15 protein-coding genes and 1 riboswitch are annotated in these 16,291 nt (G+C 58.5%); of the genes, 11 read left to right on the forward strand and 4 right to left on the reverse strand.

The annotated features are described in order from the left end of the window. Window positions 1-10: 10 nt before the first annotated feature. The 4 genes from G482_RS18535 to metK form a co-directional block, all read right to left on the reverse strand. Window positions 11-277 (reverse strand): Rho-binding antiterminator, encoded by a 267-nt coding sequence (locus G482_RS18535; RefSeq protein WP_051258978.1) that lies wholly within the window; start codon window positions 275-277, stop codon window positions 11-13. A gap of 67 nt (window positions 278-344) precedes the next feature. Further along, the gene (gene ahcY, locus G482_RS0112175) at window positions 345-1,745 is read right to left on the reverse strand and encodes an adenosylhomocysteinase (RefSeq protein ID WP_028450258.1); all 1,401 of its coding nucleotides are present in this window, start codon (window positions 1,743-1,745) and stop codon (window positions 345-347) included. Between the two features lie 93 nt (window positions 1,746-1,838). Beyond that, window positions 1,839-1,927, reverse strand: a riboswitch (S-adenosyl-L-homocysteine riboswitch). Between the two features lie 79 nt (window positions 1,928-2,006). Next, window positions 2,007-2,459 (reverse strand): hypothetical protein, encoded by a 453-nt coding sequence (locus G482_RS0112180; RefSeq protein WP_028450259.1) that lies wholly within the window; start codon window positions 2,457-2,459, stop codon window positions 2,007-2,009. Window positions 2,460-2,602: 143 nt separating this feature from the next. Then, window positions 2,603-3,772 carry a methionine adenosyltransferase gene (metK, locus tag G482_RS0112185; RefSeq protein ID WP_028450260.1) on the reverse strand — a complete coding sequence of 390 codons (1,170 nt, stop codon included), beginning with the start codon at window positions 3,770-3,772 and terminating at the stop codon, window positions 2,603-2,605. 84 nt (window positions 3,773-3,856) lie between these two features. Between metK and G482_RS0112190 the strand changes: the two genes are divergently transcribed. From G482_RS0112190 to G482_RS0112240, 11 genes are all read left to right on the forward strand, one after another. Further along, a complete protein-coding gene (locus G482_RS0112190) occupies window positions 3,857-4,744 on the forward strand; it encodes a lysophospholipid acyltransferase family protein (RefSeq protein ID WP_034619544.1) in 888 nt (295 codons plus the stop codon). Further along, complete coding sequence (locus tag G482_RS0112195; RefSeq protein WP_028450262.1) at window positions 4,741-5,601, forward strand: lysophospholipid acyltransferase family protein; 861 nt, start codon at window positions 4,741-4,743, stop codon at window positions 5,599-5,601. The genes G482_RS0112190 and G482_RS0112195 overlap by 4 nt, the downstream gene beginning before the upstream one ends. 320 nt (window positions 5,602-5,921) lie before the next feature. Further along, on the forward strand, window positions 5,922-7,061 hold the full coding sequence (locus G482_RS0112200) for an imelysin family protein (RefSeq protein ID WP_028450263.1): 1,140 nt from the start codon (window positions 5,922-5,924) through the stop codon (window positions 7,059-7,061). Between the two features lie 44 nt (window positions 7,062-7,105). After that, complete coding sequence (locus G482_RS0112205) at window positions 7,106-7,345, forward strand: hypothetical protein (RefSeq protein ID WP_028450264.1); 240 nt, start codon at window positions 7,106-7,108, stop codon at window positions 7,343-7,345. A gap of 98 nt (window positions 7,346-7,443) precedes the next feature. Beyond that, window positions 7,444-8,835, forward strand: a complete 1,392-nt coding sequence (locus tag G482_RS0112210) for a di-heme oxidoreductase family protein (RefSeq protein WP_028450265.1) — start codon at window positions 7,444-7,446, stop codon at window positions 8,833-8,835. 13 nt (window positions 8,836-8,848) lie between these two features. Further along, window positions 8,849-9,841: an imelysin family protein gene (locus G482_RS0112215; protein WP_028450266.1), complete on the forward strand. Its 993-nt coding sequence runs from the start codon at window positions 8,849-8,851 to the stop codon at window positions 9,839-9,841. Window positions 9,842-9,844: 3 nt separating this feature from the next. After that, window positions 9,845-10,918 carry a DUF1513 domain-containing protein gene (locus tag G482_RS19700; protein ID WP_051258979.1) on the forward strand — a complete coding sequence of 358 codons (1,074 nt, stop codon included), beginning with the start codon at window positions 9,845-9,847 and terminating at the stop codon, window positions 10,916-10,918. A 411-nt stretch (window positions 10,919-11,329) separates the two neighbouring features. Next, the gene (locus G482_RS0112225) at window positions 11,330-11,560 is read left to right on the forward strand and encodes a YtcA family lipoprotein (RefSeq protein ID WP_211227617.1); all 231 of its coding nucleotides are present in this window, start codon (window positions 11,330-11,332) and stop codon (window positions 11,558-11,560) included. Window positions 11,561-11,578: 18 nt separating this feature from the next. Next, window positions 11,579-12,622 carry a multidrug transporter subunit MdtN gene (mdtN, locus tag G482_RS0112230; RefSeq protein ID WP_028450268.1) on the forward strand — a complete coding sequence of 348 codons (1,044 nt, stop codon included), beginning with the start codon at window positions 11,579-11,581 and terminating at the stop codon, window positions 12,620-12,622. A 10-nt stretch (window positions 12,623-12,632) separates the two neighbouring features. Next, window positions 12,633-14,588, forward strand: coding sequence for an FUSC family protein (locus G482_RS18545; RefSeq protein ID WP_169721077.1), 1,956 nt, complete (start codon window positions 12,633-12,635; stop codon window positions 14,586-14,588). Continuing rightward, a complete protein-coding gene (locus tag G482_RS0112240; RefSeq protein ID WP_028450269.1) occupies window positions 14,581-16,116 on the forward strand; it encodes a TolC family protein in 1,536 nt (511 codons plus the stop codon). Before G482_RS18545 ends, G482_RS0112240 begins: the two co-directional genes overlap by 8 nt. Window positions 16,117-16,291 lie beyond the last annotated feature (175 nt).

Genomic DNA, 16,291 nt, shown 5'->3' on the forward strand with positions numbered 1-16,291 from the left:
ATCTTCCTTGTTAGCGGATTTGGATTAAGGCAAAGCGTGGGGGCTGCGCCAGCGACTCGATCGACACCAACTGATCAAGCCGGATCTCTTGCACAGCACCAGCACATTCAACGACAAAATACTCAATCTGTGCACGCACCCGCACATCGCAGGCTACGGCCTGCAGGCACGTGCCATCGTGGAGCACCAGTTGCACCGGCTCGCGGTGCATCGCGGCGATCTCCAGATAATCGTAGGCGGCACAAGCAATCGGGGTATAAGTGGCAGGTGCGCTCATTGCAGCCTCAGTATTTTTTCATACGCAGATAAACAAAAACGCCCACAAGGGGCGTTTTGCGAGTTGCTTAGTAGCGATAGTGCGCTGGCTTGTAAGGGCCATCCACTGGCACGCCGATGTAGGCGGCTTGCTCTGGGCTCAGTACGGTCAGCTTCGCGCCGATTTTCTGCAGATGCAGACGGGCTACCATTTCGTCCAGATGTTTTGGCAGTACGTACACGCCCACTGGATATTGTTCACGCTTAGTGAACAACTCGATTTGCGCCAAAACTTGGTTGGCAAACGAGTTGGACATCACGAACGAAGGGTGGCCGGTTGCGCAGCCCAAGTTCACCAAGCGGCCTTCAGCCAACAAGATGATGCGTTTGCCATCAGGGAATTCGATGTGGTCAACCTGTGGCTTGATGTTGTCCCAGTTGTATTGGCGCAGGCTGGCGACTTCGATTTCAGAGTCGAAGTGACCGATATTGCAGACGATCGCATTGTGGCGCATCGCTTTCATGTGATCGTGCGTGATCACGCCAACGTTACCAGTGGTGGTAACGAAAATGTCGGCTTCGCCGGCCACATCGTCCATCCGCACCACGCGGTAGCCTTCCATCGCAGCTTGCAGCGCGCAGATTGGGTCAATTTCAGTGACCCAAACCGTTGCACCCAGGCCGCGCAATGATTGCGCACAACCTTTACCTACGTCGCCATAACCCAATACCACCGCCACTTTACCGGCGATCATCACGTCAGTTGCACGTTTGATACCGTCAACCAATGATTCGCGGCAGCCGTACAGGTTGTCGAATTTTGATTTAGTCACCGAATCATTCACGTTGATCGCTGGGAAAGCCAGCTTGCCTTGCTCGTGCATCTGGTACAGACGGTGTACGCCGGTGGTGGTTTCTTCGGTTACACCGATGATGGCAGCCAAACGCGTTGAATACCATTTTGGATCTTTGGCAATTTGCGCTTTGATCGCGGCGTACAGTACGGTTTCTTCTTCGTTGGTTGGATTCGCAACGAGGCTCGAGTCGCTTTCAGCGCGTGCGCCCAAATGCAGCAACAGCGTTGCGTCGCCGCCGTCGTCCAGAATCATATTCGCGTATTCGCCGTTACCGAAGTCGAAAATGCGGTGCGTGAATTCCCAGTATTCTTCCAGCGATTCGCCTTTGTAAGCGAACACGGGCGTGCCCGCCGCAGCAATCGCCGCAGCAGCGTGATCTTGCGTCGAGAAAATATTGCACGATACCCAACGTACATCAGCACCCAAAGCTTTCAGCGCTTCGATCAAGACGCCAGTTTGGATCGTCATATGCAGCGAACCGGCAATGCGCGCGCCTTTCAATGGCTGTTGCGCGCCAAATTGGTCGCGCACGGCCATCAGGCCCGGCATTTCGGTTTCGGCAATGCTCAGCTCTTTGCGGCCCCAGGCGGCAAGGCTGATATCGGCTACGTGATAGTCTTTAAATTCGGCCACGATAATGCTCCATGTGGCCGGGTCGATGCTCACCTTAAGTCGGCAACAGATGGTGTGCTGCAGCGACGGTCATCGAACCCGGCAGGGTTTAACGATAGGTGAGCGCCGTTAAATTGGATAAGCACCGAGCCTGACTCACGCGGCCCTGGTAGGGCCGGCGGGCTGCAGCGCCCCTCGGTGTGGGGCAATTTTAGCGTAAATTAGCGCCGTTGGCTGCCTACTTTCGGGCTAGCCAACTGATGGGCGGCAAGGACTAAACGCCTATTCGCCAGCACTGGGCTGCGCGCCACTGGCCGCCAGCGCAATCGCCTCAGTAGGCTCGGCATCGACGGGCACCGGCCGCTGCAACAGCACCCGCGCCTGAGTTGCCGCTTCATTCACTAGGGTATCTGGCCCTGCGACTTGCTCAACAAAGCCTGCGGCCAGATACACCGGCAGGGCATCTGGGCTAACCACGGCCCAGCAGGCTTCGCGCCCGATCCAGCGGCCCAGCTGCTGCAATAAGGTGGCCAGCACTTCGTCATCGCGGGCAATCACACTCTCTAGCCGAATCACCCCAGCCATTACCACGCGCAGTGCGCCACAAAGCTCGCCCTCGGTTTCGGCCAGCAACACCATATCGGCCAGCGTCGGCTCTGCCTGACCGGCCGTTTTAAACCACGGCGCGAGTTTGCGGTATTCGGGTGGGGAGGCAAGTCGAGTAACAATGCGCATGATGAAGCTCCGGTGATTGATTTATGAGGATTTATGGGCTTATTTCAGCATAGGGATAAGACAATGATCTTGATCTGTATCTCCCTCGCCCAAAAAAGGCATAAAAAAAGCCGCCCGAAGGCGGCTTTTTAGCTAGCGCAAGATTACAGGCCTGCCGCAGCTTTGAGCTGCTCAACCTTATCGGTGCGCTCCCACGAGAAATCCGGCTCTTCGCGACCAAAGTGGCCGTAGGCGGCCGTGCGGCCGTACACCGGGCGCTGCAGATCCAGCATCTGGATAATGCCTTTCGGACGCAGATCGAAGTTATTCTGGATTAGTTCCACAATCGCTTCGTTCGGGATCACGCCAGTGCCCCAGGTGTCGACCATGATCGATACCGGCTTAGCTACGCCAATCGCGTATGACACTTGCACCAGACATTGCTTGGCAATGCCGGCCGCCACGATATTTTTCGCGACATAGCGCAGCGCATAAGCGGCCGAGCGATCCACTTTGGATGGGTCTTTACCCGAGAAAGCGCCGCCACCGTGTGGCGCGGCACCGCCGTAGGTATCCACGATGATTTTACGGCCAGTCAGACCGCAATCGCCCATTGGGCCGCCGATCACGAAACGGCCAGTTGGGTTCACCATGAATTTGGTGTTTTCAGTAACCCACTCGGCCGGCAACACCGGCTTGATCACATGCTCGATCACCGCTGCCGACAATTCTTCGTGCGATACATCTGGGTGGTGCTGGGTTGACAGTACCACGGTATCCACTTCCTTCACCTTGCCGGTTTCGCCATCGTAACGCAGGGTCACTTGCGATTTGGCATCGGGGCGCAGCCACGGCAGGCGGCCATCTTTGCGCAATTCGGCTTGGCGCTGTACCAGACGGTGGGCGTAGTAAATCGATGCCGGCATCAGTTGGGCCGTTTCATCGCAGGCATAGCCAAACATCAGGCCCTGATCGCCAGCGCCCATGTCCAGATCGATGCCTTCGCCTTCGTTCACGCCTTGGGCGATATCGGGCGACTGTTTGTCGTAGGCCACCAGTACGGCACACGTTTTGTAATCAAAACCGATGTCGGAATGATCGTAGCCAATGCGTTTGATGGTATCGCGGGCGATCTGGATATAATCGATGTTCGCGGTGGTGGTGATTTCACCGGCCAGCACAACCAACCCCGTGTTCACCAGAGTCTCGGCTGCCACGCGGGCCGTTTTATCCTGAGTCAGAATGGCATCCAGAATCGCGTCGGAAATCTGGTCTGCCACCTTGTCCGGATGGCCTTCAGAAACCGATTCGGAAGTAAACAGAAAGTCTTTCATTGCAGTATTGTCCTCGGTTACATGACCCCTTTTGGGCCAATCGCAGCTACAATCGGCATTTGATTCCGGCTTTCAACATTGTCAATGCTGCTGACCATTACCAAACTCTTTGCCCGACTGCCACTGCCCTTGCTGCAAGCGCTAGGCTGGATCGTTGGCTGGCTGGTGTGGTGGGGCTCCCCCCGTCACCGGCGCGTGCTGCGAACCAATCTAAGGTTAAGTGCGATTGCGAAAAATAGCCGCGATTATAACCGATTATTACACTCAAGTATTCCTGCCCATGGCATCGCGGCCCTCGAATTTTTACCGCACTGGATGAGACCTTTGCATAGCCTCACGGCCTTGGTGCGGGAAAAACGCGGCTGGGAGCATGTTGAAGCCGCGCTGACCAGCGGTCGGCCGATTATTTTTATGTCGCCCCATCTGGGCGCGCTAGAGATGACCGGCGTCTGCGTCGCCGGGCTCATCCCACGCAAACTGGCCCCGCTGTATCGTCCGCCCAAACAGCCCTATCTTGAGCCACTGATGATTTATTCACGCTCGCGCGGCGGCGCCGAGCCCGCCCCGGCCAATGCCGCTGGCGTGCGCGTGCTACTCAAAACCCTCAAGCAAGGCGGCGTGGCCTATCTGCTGCCCGATCAAGTGCCGGGCGGCGGCGAAGGCGTGTGGGCGCCGTTTTTTGGCCAGCCGGCCTATACCATGATTTTGCTGGCCAAAATGGCCCGCGCCAGCAATGCCATTATTCTGCCCTGCTATACCGAGCGCCTCGGCATTGGCCGTGGCTACCGCTTTCATGTACAGCCGTTTGTGGGTGAGCTTACCGGCGAGCCCGAGCACGATGCCACGGTGATGAATCAAAATCTGGAAGACCTGATCCGCCAGATTCCCGAGCAATATTTCTGGAGCTACAGCCGCTTTAAACATCCGGCAGGGGCGCCACTGCCGCCCGCCTACCCGTCGGAGGCCGCATGAGTACCCGCCTGCTCGCCGCCCTCTTGTGGCTACTGCACTGGATACCTTTCCCGCTGATGCGCTGGGTCAGCATTCCGATCGGGCTGCTGCTTTACGCTATGCTCAAACGCCGCCGCCACATTGGCGAAACCAATTTGCGCCTGTGCTTCCCCGCTTGGCCGGCCGCCCAACGCGCGCAGGTGTTGCGCCAGCATTTTTGTCAGGCCGCGCATTTGTTTCTGGCCTACAGCATTTTGTATTGGGGCAGTGCCGCCCGCATTCGCCGCTTGGTGCGGGTTGAAGGTGAGGAGCATCTGGCGGCGCATACCGGCCAGCCGGTGATTTTGCTTTCACCGCACTTCTTGGGGCTGGATTTTGGTGGCGTGCGCTACGCAATGGAACACGATGGCTCGGCCTATCTGGCCTCGCAGCGCGGTGCGTTTAATGAAATTAGCCTGCGCATCCGCCGGCGCTTTCGCCAGCCATTGCTGGTGCCCCGCGCCGACGGTATCCGGCCGATTATTCGCGCTTTAAAGCAGGGCATCGCCTTTTACTACCTGCCCGATCAGGATCTGGGCCCGAAAGAATCGATCTTTGTGCCGTTTTTTGGCGTACCCACTGCCACCATTCCGGCGCTCTCGCGCATTGCCAAAATGAGCGGCGCCGCGGTCATCCCGATGATCGCCACACTGCGCGGCTCGCAGCTGGTGTTGCGCTACGAAGCGGCGTGGGACAATTTCCCCAGCGCCGATGCGGCGGCCGATACCTTGCGCATGAATCAGTTTATCGAGCGTAAAGTGCTGGAATATCCTAGCCAGTATTTCTGGCTGCACCGCCGCTTTAAAACCCGCCCCGAAGGCGAAGCCAGCGTTTACTAGGGGTAGGTATTGCGCTGTAGTGCAATAATAGCAATAGCCTAGAGCGTATACCCTAAAGCAATAACCCACCCCGATCACTCGGGCAACGCCAGCACCAGCCTCAGGCCAAGCCACGCTTGCCGGCTCACTGGCTGCACATGCTGCGCAGTGGTCGCCCCGAGTGCTTGCGCCACCCGCGCACCAAGCTGGCCTCAGCTGTGGCACAACCCTGCTGCAAGCCCGCCGGGCCAGCTCTTGCCATTGAGAAGCGTTATCAAATACACTGAGAATCATTCTATTTTGATAACGACACAGCGGCCCCTAGCCGCGAGCGAGCGATGATGAAAAAACTAGCCCTTGCCCTGCTTTGCAGCGGCCTGCTGCACGCCGCGCCAGCCATGGCCGCCGAGATCACCCAGCAACAAGTCATCAGCCAATACGCCACGCAGGTAGCGGCCGGCTATCAAGACAGCTTGAGCAGCGCGCGCGAGATGCAAGCCAAGATCGACGCCTTTATCGCCAATCCATCGGCCGACACGCAAAAAGCTGCCCAAGCCGCATGGCTGGAAGCGCGCGAATGGTATGGCCAAACCGAAGCTTTCCGCTTTTACGGCGGCCCAATTGATAGTGAAACCGGCCCGGAAGGCTTTATCAACGCCTGGCCGCTGGATGAAGCGTACATCGACAGCGTGAAAGGCAAGGCCAAAGCAGGCATTATCAATAGCAAAACGCCAATTACCGAAGCCAAACTGCGCAGCCTGAACGAGCGCGGCGGCGAAGAAAACATCGCCACCGGCTGGCACGCGATTGAATTCTTGCTGTGGGGCCAAGACTTGAGCCGCGATAGCGCCGGCCAGCGCCCGTACACCGATTACACCACCGCGCCGAACGCCAAACGCCGCGGCGAATACCTGAAATTAGTCACGCAAATGCTGGTGGATGACTTGGCCAGCGTCGAAAAAGAATGGCAGCCCAACCAGAAAAATTTCCGCGCCCAGTTTGAAAAAGGCGGTCAGGACAGCATCAAGAAAATCTTCACCAGTCTGGGCACGTTAAGTCGTGGCGAACTGGCCGGCGAGCGCATTGAAGTGGCGCTGGATACGCAAAACCAGGAAGACGAGCACTCATGTTTCTCGGATAACACCCACCGCGATATCGTGGCCAACGCCAAAGGCATTCAAAACGTGTGGGAAGGCCGGTTTGTACGCCGCTCGGGCGAAGTGATTGAAGGCGCGAGTTTGAAAGCGCTGGTGGCGCAGAAAAATGCCGAAGTCGCCGACGCAGTGAGCCGCGATATGGCCACCAGCGTGCAAGCCGCCGAAGCCATCCAAGCGCCATTTGATCGCGAAATCGTCGGCAAAAAAGACGCGCCGGGCCGCAAACGCGTGCAAGCGGTGGTGGAATCGCTGAAAAATCAGACTAAAAATCTAGTGAATGCAGCCAAAGAGCTGGGCATTAAGCGGCTGAATACTAGCGTGTGAACGACAAGCACTACAACAGACGCTTGTGACAGCACGGAGAAGAGATGATTAATTTCATTGCATGCGGATTGGGTGCGCTAGTTGTTCTGGTGTTATTTCCAGACCATAGCTTTTTAAAACTTATCACTGAAGCAGATGCCACGGTCATCGAGGCGCTAATCCTCTTTGTTGTGCTCCCAATTGCGGTGGCTATCTATTTTTACAACAAATACAACACGATAAAGCTAAGAAAACTGAACCAGTCTGGAAAATGGGAAGACTTCATCGCACTTTTCAAACGATAAGGTGATCGCTGCAAGTCACGATCAAATACAGCTAACTGATTAGCGCTTACAAAACCTCAGCCAGTGGGCTGGGGTTTTGTCATTGTTAGGGAAACCCGATGAAAACCAAACTCACCCTAATGGGCTGCCTGCTCGCGGGCTCGGTGCTGGCGTATGAAGGCGCGGCGCTGCTCGCGGCGTTTGAGCCTGCCGAGGAAACGCCCGGCGGCGAAGTCGGCACCACTGACGATCACGGCAAAAATGCCTTCTCGCTACCCTACCCCGGCCTCACCGATCAGCAAAAAACCGATTTTGTGGTTGGTAATTCTTTCTTTAAAAAAGCCTGGGTGGAAGCGCCGTCGTCCACCAAGGCACGCGATGGCTTAGGCCCGCATTTTGTGGCGCAATCGTGCGGCGCCTGTCATACGCTCGATGGTCGCGGCGCGCCGCCCGACTTTAGCAATGGCATTCAGCAAGAGCAGCCAATGGCTTTGCTGATTCGTCTGTCGATTCCCGGTCAGAAGCCCGATCCGGTTTACGGCGGCCAGCTGAATAATCGCGCCATTCCGTATGTGAAGCCCGAAGGCCAGGTGCAGATTAAATACGAGCCCATCACCGGCCAATTTGCCGATGGCACGCCGTATGAACTACTGAAACCGCACTACCGCATTAGCGATCTGGCTTATGGGCCAATGCATAAAGACGTGATGCTCTCCCCCCGTATTGCCCCGCAGATGATTGGGCTCGGGCTGTTAGAGGCAATACCTGAGAAAGACATCCTCGCCAATGCGGCCAAGCAAAAGGCCGACAATAAAGGCATCGCTGGCGAGCCCAACTACGTGTACGACGCTTTCGCCAAAAAAGAGCTGATCGGGCGCTTTGGCTGGAAGGCCAATGTCGCCTCGATTGGCCACCAAAGCGCCGGCGCTTTCCTTGGCGATATCGGTATTACCTCAAGCATTAATCCGCACGAAGACTGCATGCCAGCGCAGACTGATTGCAAAAAAGCGCCGAGCGGTGGCAAACCCGAAATTGACGACAAAACGCTAAAACAGGTGATTTTGTATTCGCAAACGCTGGCCGTCCCCACGCGCCGCGATGCCGACAGCGCCGCCGTGCTGCGTGGCAAGCAGATTTTCAAAGACGCCAATTGCGTCAGCTGCCATACGCCAAGCTATAAAACGGGTGAATTCAAAGCCATTCCGCAGCTGGCAAATCAGACTATTTATCCGTACACCGACCTGCTACTGCACGATATGGGCGAAGGTTTGGCCGATGGTCGCCCCGATGGCCGCGCCAATGGTCGCCAGTGGAAAACCCCGCCGCTGTGGGGCTTGGGGCTGGTGCATACCGTGAACGGCCACACGCGTTTTCTGCACGATGGCCGCGCGCGTAACCTGATGGAAGCGGTACTCTGGCACGGCGGTGAAGCCGCAGCCAGCCAGCAATATGTACTAAAACTCACGGCGCAGGATAGGGACAACCTGTTGACCTTCCTGAATTCGCTCTAAGCCCGAGGCCACTATGCGCAACTCATTGCTTTTTACCGCTCTGCTACTGGCGCTGACGCAGCTCGCCCAAGCCGCCGAGCCCGAATTTAGCGGCCCCGAGCCCACTGCCGCGCAAGCCCAGCAATGGCTGGACGAAGGCTATCTGCCACGCCAGCAGGCACTGACCCGCGCGGCCGAGCAGCTGGCCAGCCGCAGCGCTACGCTGTGCGCCAAACCCGACGAAGCGCAGCTGCAAGCCACCCGCCAAGCCTGGCTAGCCACCAGCAGCGCCTGGCGCGCGCTGGATGGCGCCCCGGCCGGGCCAATGGTGCTGGCGCGGCTGGGCCGCAAAATTGATTTTCGCCCCACCCGCATCAATGAGCTCGAAACCGCAATCAACGGCGGGCCAGCCAATGTGGCTACCCAGGGGCTGGGCGCAGCCGAATACCTGCTGTGGGGTGATAATCAGCCCAAGGCGCAGCTGGCCAAGCTGAAAAACCCAGCGCGTTGTGGGTATCTGCAGCAAATCAGCCAGCAGATTGCCACCGAAACACATACCCTCGATGAAGGCTGGCGGATTTATCGCGAGCAGCTGGGCGCCGAAAACCCGTTTTTCCGCCGCAATATGTTCTCTGAGCATGTGAACCTGCTGATTGCCAGCCTCACCGGGCTGGGCAAACGCATGCCCACCGCCGACGCGGTAAGCGCCGAGCAATTTGTGGAATGGCGCAGCGGCAGCAGCAAAGCCCAGCTGTTGGCGCAGCTGCAAGGGGCCGCGCTGGCCTATGGCGGCATTAGCCGGCAATTGCAGGCCGATGGCCATAGCGCGCTGGATCAGCGCATGCAGCAAACTCTCGCGAGCGCCCAAAGTAGCTGCGGCCAGCTGCCCGCCAACCTCGACAAGGCCACCAGCGCCGCACGGCTGGGCTGCAGCAAAGCCATCCAGCAGGCACGCAAAATCCTGCAAGATCAGGTTGCGGAAAAGCTCGACCTGACGCTGGGCTTTACCGAAGGCGATGGGGATTAAGCGATGGTGATGCATGCGCCTAGCCGCCGCGATTTTCTGCGCTGTTCGCTGCAAATTAGCGCCATTTCGCTGCTTAGCCCGTGGGTGAAAGCCAGCGAGCCGGCGCCCACGCTGCTGAGCGCCTACTGGGGCGAGACCGTCAATGGCTTTGGCGCGATCAATGGCAAAGTGGTTGACCTACCTAGCCGTGGCCACGCCATTTTGCCCTTGCCCCACGGCGAGGCGATTGTGCTTAGCCGCCGGTTGGGGGTGTGGCTGGCCCGCATCAACTGGCAACGCGGCGAGCTACTGCAGCTGGCCGACGCAGCCTTTGATCGGCACTTTTTCGGCCACGCCCTGCTCACCCCCGATACGTCAACCTTATTGACCACCGAAAACAACGACGACACCAGCGCCGGCCTACTGGGCATTTACGAAGCACACACTTTGAAGCGGCTGGGCGAAATACCCTCCGGGGGCATCGGCCCACATGAATTGCTATGGCTAGTACCAGGCAAGATACTGGCGGTGGCCAATGGCGGGATTCTCACCTTGCCGGAAACCGGCCGCACCAAACTCAATCGCGGCGCCATGAACCCAAGCGTGGCGCTGCTTGAATGGCCATCGGGCAAATTGCTGGCTAATTACAGCCTACCGGATAAAGCCCTGAGCCTGCGCCATCTCGCGCGCGCCAGCGACGGCACGCTGGGGATTGCCATGCAGGCCGAATATGCCAGCGCCAGCCAGCATCGCGATGCGCCGCTGCTGGCCCTGCTGCCACCCGGTGGCGAGCGGCTGATCCTCGCCGAGCAGCCCGCCGGACTCATGGGCTACGGCGCCAGCATTGCGGCGGTGGGGAACGAATTTCTCATCAGCGCCATGCGCGGCAACCAGCTGGCCCGCTGGCGCAGCAACGGCAGCCCTTTGCCCGCCCTCGCCATCCCCCGCCCCGCCGGCATCGCCAGCCGCGGCCAGCAAGCCTGGATTAGCAGCGAAGAGGGTGGCATCTACCAGTATCAGGCTGCAGACCAGTCCATTCAAAGGCTCGCGGGCTATACCCAGCAGAAATGGGATAACCATTTGGTGATCGCCACTTGATGCCCTGCCGCCAGTCAGTCACGCCTGGCGGCGGTAGCTCAGTGAAATCACCTAACGCTTAAGCCTAAGCGTGCCTGGCAAGCCAATCGAGTAAAAACCCGCCGAGCACTTTTACTTAAGTCGCCCATTTCATTAAGTAATTCATCCACCACCGGGCAGCGTTGCCAGAGCAACGGTAGCAGTTGCTTTGTCTTTTCAGCCCACGCCTGTGAGCTGTTTTTTGGTCAACCCGACTGACAATCACAAAACTTTAAAGCGCATTCATTACACTCTTTGACAGAGATAGTGGCACCCATCATAAAGCCAAGCGCCCGCGTCAAATCGCAGGCCGATTACTGAGCAGAACGCGTGCCGATGAACATCATTGCCAGAAAACCACCAAGGCCAAGACGCTTAGCTGCGCTATTACTCGTGACGCAGTTGAGCGCCTGCAGCTCATCCATCGCCCCCGCGTTTAGCTTATTTGGAGCGCAGTTTCCGGCTTGGCTGGTTTGCGCGCTGATCGGGGTTGGCGCCGCGATTGCGGCGCGCTGCGTCCTGCTAGCACTCAAGTTAGCCGAATTCCTGCCTTATCCGCTGTGGGTATGTACCTCGATCGGCGCCATCTGCGCCCTCTTGTTGTGGCTGACCTGGTTTGGCTAATCATCTGAATACACAAAAATGAAAAAACACCCGCTGCTTGGCAAGCTCATCTCGCTGTCCCTCATCGTGCTCACCATCGCTTTGGGGCTGTATGTGTGGCAGCGCAAATCACAGCTTCCCTCCACAGATGAGGCTTCAATCGATGCGGATGTAACCCATGCCGCCGCCGCGGTGGGCGGGCGGGTTATCCGCATCGCGGTAAGCGAAAACCAGCATGTGCAAGCCGGAGAGACGCTGTTTCAAATCGACCCCGCACCCTATCGTCTGGCGGTAGAGCAGGCACAAGCGGATTTGGCACTGGCGCAGGCGGCATTAGCCACAAAACAACGCGAGCTGGCGGTGCAACAAGCCACAGCCCGCATTGCCACCGAGCAGATCAGCCGCAACACCAGCAACCTGGCCTTGGCCACCCGCACTGTTGAACGCCTGCGCCCACTGGCGGCCAGCGGGTATGTGCCACAACAGCAATTAGATCAAGCTGTAACCGCCCAGCGCGATGCACACACCTCGCTGCTGCAGGCCAAAGCGCAGGAAACCGCCGCCACTGCGGCGATTGGCACGCTCGATAGCGCACAGGCCACCGTGCAGGCGCGAATGGCCGCATTAGCCTTAGCGCAGCACGCACTGGCCAATACCACGGTAAAAGCCACTCAAGCGGGCCGGGTAGTGGGCTTAAGCGTCTCGCCCGGTGAAATGGTGGCCCCGTCGCAATCGCTATTTACCTTGGTGAATACCGAAGAATGGTTTGCGCTGGCCAATTTTCGGGAAACCGAGCTAAAGGCCATTGCCCCCAGGGATTGTGTCACCGTGTATTCGATGATTAATCCCAGCCTAGCCATCAAAGGTGTCGTGCAGGGTATTGGCTGGGGGGTCATGGATACCGGCCACATCACGCTGCCGCGCTCGGTGCCATATGTGGAACGTTCATTGAACTGGGTGCGGGTGGCGCAGCGCTTCCCGGTGCGAATACGCCTTGAGCACCCACCGACCCAAGTCACCCGCCTCGGCGCCAGCGCGCTGGTCGAGATCAAGCATGGCGCAGCCTGCAAGCGCCCAGCCTAAGATCTGGCACATGCCTACACTCCTGCAGCTGCTGCGCCCAAGCCCGGGGCGGCTGGAATATGCCCTGCGCACGGCGCTGATTTGCCTACTGACCACCTTGGCGGTGGTGTACTTTGCCACCCCGGAGCCCGCATTAACGGTTTATTTGGTGTTTTTTCTGAGCAAAACCGATCGCGTTAGCAGCATCATCCAGAGCCTGGCAATCGTGGTATTGGCAACACTGCTGATCGGGGTGGTGCTACTGATGGCCAGGCCATTGATCGATGAGCCGATGCTGCGGGTAGCCAGCATGGTGGGGTTCTCCATCCTGTTACTGTTTTGTACTTCGGCGAGCAAATTGCGCCCAGTGGGAGCCATCATCGCGCTGATCATGGTGTATGCGCTGGATCTGCTTGGGCAGGCCCCCAGCGGCGAGATCGTGACCAGAGCCTTGCTCTACGCCTGGCTGTTTGCGGCGATCCCAGCAGCAAGCTGCATCCTTATTAATTTGCTACTGGGCCCAGTCCCCCGGCGCTTAGCCGAACAAGCCCTGGCCCACCGGCTGGAGCTAGCGGCGAGCCAGTTGAGCGCGCCACCAAACGCAGCCCCAGCCCACGCCTGGACACAAATCCTGGCTGAAGGCACAACCCAAATCGGCCAATGGCTAAAGCTGGCAAAACTGGAAAAGACGGCCCCCGCCAATGAACTAGCAGCTCTGGATCACGCCACGCAAACCATCACCCCACTGCTACTGTTGCTCAAGGTGGCAGCACAAGAGCCGGACTTTCCTGCCTCGGCACGACAGCAGCTGGCGCAGGCACTCAACACCATCGCGAGCAGTTTTCGCGCTGGCGAATACCCCGCCCGCCCTAATCTAGCCGCCCACCTGCCGGGGGATGGCGACTCCAAGTATGCGCAAACCCTCTGGCAGCAAATGTCTGCCTGTCTGCTGGGCTTAACGATACCGCCCACGGCAGCTGTGCCTGCCAGCCCGGCGGCCAACCGCGAGGCTAGCGGCTTTTTTGTCGCCGATGCGTTTAGTAATCCAATGCATCTGCGCTACGCCCTCAAAACCACCGCAGCCGCCATGGCCTGCTACTTGATTTATACCGCGCTCAACTGGCCCGGCATTCACACCAGCCTCATCACCTGCTACATCGTCGCACTGGCGACCACGGCCGAGACGCAGGAAAAGTTGCGGCTACGTATTTTCGGCTGCTTCGTGGGCGCACTGGCTGGCGTGCTGGCCTTGGTGTGGCTGATCCCCACCTTCACTTCGATCACCCCCTTATTAATCTTGGTGTTTATCGGGGCGGCATTATCAGCGTGGGTTGTCGGGGGCAGCGCGCAGATTGCCTATGCCGGCTTGCAGATTGCATTTGCGTTTTTTATCTGCGTGATTCAGGGGGATTCAGCGTCGTTTGATCTGGTCGGCGCCCGTGATCGGCTATTAGGCATGTTGCTGGGTTTTCTGATGATCTCGCTGGTGTTTACCTATCTCTGGCCGGTGAGCATCGCCCCACGCATCGACTCAGGGCTGGCGCGCTTACTGCAAGGCTTGGGCGAGATGGGCCGTGCCGACAACCACGCTGAACTACAACGCCAAGCCAGCACACTAAGCGCCGCCTTAAGTACAGTAGAGCGCGATTTAGGTTTAATCCGGTTTGAACCTGCCGCCATTCGCCCATCGGCCGCCTGGCTCGCCCAGCAGCAGCAAACCGCCCAACACATCAGCCGCCTCATTGGGCCTTTACTGCTGTGCTTGCTTGCGGCAAGCACCCAGCCCCCCGCAGCCAGAACCGCCATCGCGCAGCGCCTAGCGCGCCTGAATCCATCCGCTGCCGGCGCTCAACCCCACGGCACTTGGCCACCTAGCCCTAGTAGTGAGCCCAGTCTGGATCCACACCTTGAATCATGCCTACAAGACTTGGAGCGCATTCTCGCGCTACAAGCCACCACCTCGCCGGAAGAGCCAGACCATGCGTAAGCAATCCCCCATGGCGAGCTTTGCCCTCGCCGCCTTGTGCCTGCCCAACCTCGCCAGCTTTGCCGCTGATCTAGCGCCCCCCCGCCCGGACCAACCTTGGATACCGGCCACCACTGCGAGCGGGCAAATTGTGGCAGGCGCCCCAGCCAATGCGCCCACTGCGCAAGAGCTAAATTTCGTACTGCCCGCCAATGATGAGCTTGGCCTGTTACCGGAGCCGTTGACGCTGGAGGCCGGAAAAGCATACGCACTGGCTGATTTGATCGAGATTGCCTTATCCCGCCACCCAACCACCCGGATGGCCTGGAATGAGTCTCGCCAAGCCGCACTGGCGGTCGCGGCAGCGCAAAGCAGTTTCTATCCCAAAATAAACGCCAGCCTCATTGGCGCCGGGCAAGCCAGTTTCAAACACAGCCGTGTCGAAGGGATTGGCGGCAGCAGCGAAACAACAGCATCGGGCTCGGTCGCAGCGCTTTCACTGGAATGGCTACTGTTTGATTTCGGGGCAAGAGCCGCCATGCTCAGGGTGGCCGAGCAAGGGGCCGTCATCGCCAATATTGCCTTTATGGCTAGTCATCAGCAGCTGATTTACGGCATTGTGAGCGCCTATTACGTTCATGCAGCAGCCCAAGCTCGAGTGGAGAGCGCCACCCAATCCTTGCAAAATGCCAAAATCATCCAGCAAGCGGCCGAAGCCCGCCGCCACAACGGCATCGGCACCGTAATGGAAGTCGCGCAGGCTCGCCAAGCCTATGCTCAGGCCAATCTGGCGCTGGTGCAGGCCAATGGGGCACTCGAGAACGCCTATTTAGGCTTGCTATCGGCAATGGGGATTTCGCCACTGAGTAAATTCAAGATCGCTAGCGCTGCCGGTCGGCAATTAACGCCGACCCTACTTCCCGCCGTAGAACAAACGCTGACCGCGGCCTTGTCGCGACGCCCCGATGTATTAAGCGCCTATGCGGCACAAGCCGCCAGCCAAGCGCACATTGAAGCGGTGCAAGCGGAATTCAAACCCAAGGTGTTTGTGGTGACCTCGCTCGCGCAAAGCGCTGGCGCATCCAGCACCACACTGATTCCTTCGCTGGGGCCGTTGGCGCCCACGCTAGATTTAAATGGCTCACGGCATAGTGGACAGATTTTCCTCGGAGTCACGGTACCCTTATACGACGCCGGCGCACGCAGCACGGCCTTAGCCAAAGCCAAGATCGCGGCGGAAAATACCGAGCTGCACCTAAGCCGCACGAAGGATGAAGCCATTCGCCAGGTTGTGGTCGCGCGCAATGCCTTACAAAGCCATCTGGCGGCCTACAGCGCAGCAGAAGCGCTTGTATCGGCCACGCAAACCACCTACGAGGCGGCCTTGGCTGCCTATCAGCATGGAGTAGGCTCGATCAGCGAGGTCACCAGCGCGCAAACCCAATTGCTTGTGGCCAAAAATACGCTAGCCGATAGCTATAGCGCCACGCTCACTGCGGCCGCCACGTTGGCGCTCGCGACCGGGGCCTTAGGTAAGGCACCGGAGTAAGGACATGACGCTACTTCAGCCACCGCGCCTTGTTGACGCATCAGATGGGCGCAGCGCGCGGCATGCCCTCTGTATCTAACCCCCTGCAACACTCACGAACGATTGGCATGGCCCTCAGTGTTGCCGAGTAAAACCGGCTATGCTGCTTGGGTTGAGCCAAATTTCCTGCACCAAA

Origin of the sequence: Chitinibacter tainanensis DSM 15459, from assembly GCF_000429785.1 — a bacterium.
GTDB lineage: Bacteria > Pseudomonadota > Gammaproteobacteria > Burkholderiales > Chitinibacteraceae > Chitinibacter > Chitinibacter tainanensis.